Source organism: Klebsiella sp. 141251 (assembly GCF_050600725.1).
In the GTDB taxonomy this organism is placed as follows: Bacteria; Pseudomonadota; Gammaproteobacteria; order Enterobacterales; family Enterobacteriaceae; genus Klebsiella; species Klebsiella aerogenes.
In genome coordinates this window covers 1-249 of sequence record NZ_JAQIRG010000046.1, presented here as the reverse complement: position 1 = coordinate 249, position 249 = coordinate 1, and the positions used below count along the sequence as shown (strand labels likewise).

Below are 249 nucleotides of genomic sequence, written 5' to 3'. Positions count from 1 at the left end.
GATGTTTCTTGGCATGGGCTTCGTGCTGGCGTTCCTGCTGCTGCTCATTTTCGCCATCCGGGGGATGTCTCTCGCCGTTACCCGTCTGTTCCCTGAGCCGCCTGCCGCGCCCGCCGACGACTTCGCCCGCTTAAAACCGGCGATTGTCGCCGCCATTCACCACCATCGCCGCCTTAATCCTTAATTCACGGAGGAATTCATGACCGTTGCCATTACCGATGTCGTCCTGCGCGACGCCCACCAGTCCCT

At 60.6% G+C, this 249-nt stretch carries 1 protein-coding gene; it reads left to right on the top strand.

Translation table 11 applies throughout. The features are described 5' to 3' along the window. Position 1: 1 nt before the first annotated feature. Positions 2–184: an OadG family transporter subunit gene (locus PGR09_RS24590; protein ID WP_430916593.1), complete on the top strand. Its 183-nt coding sequence runs from the start codon at positions 2–4 to the stop codon at positions 182–184. Positions 185–249: the final 65 nt, after the last annotated feature.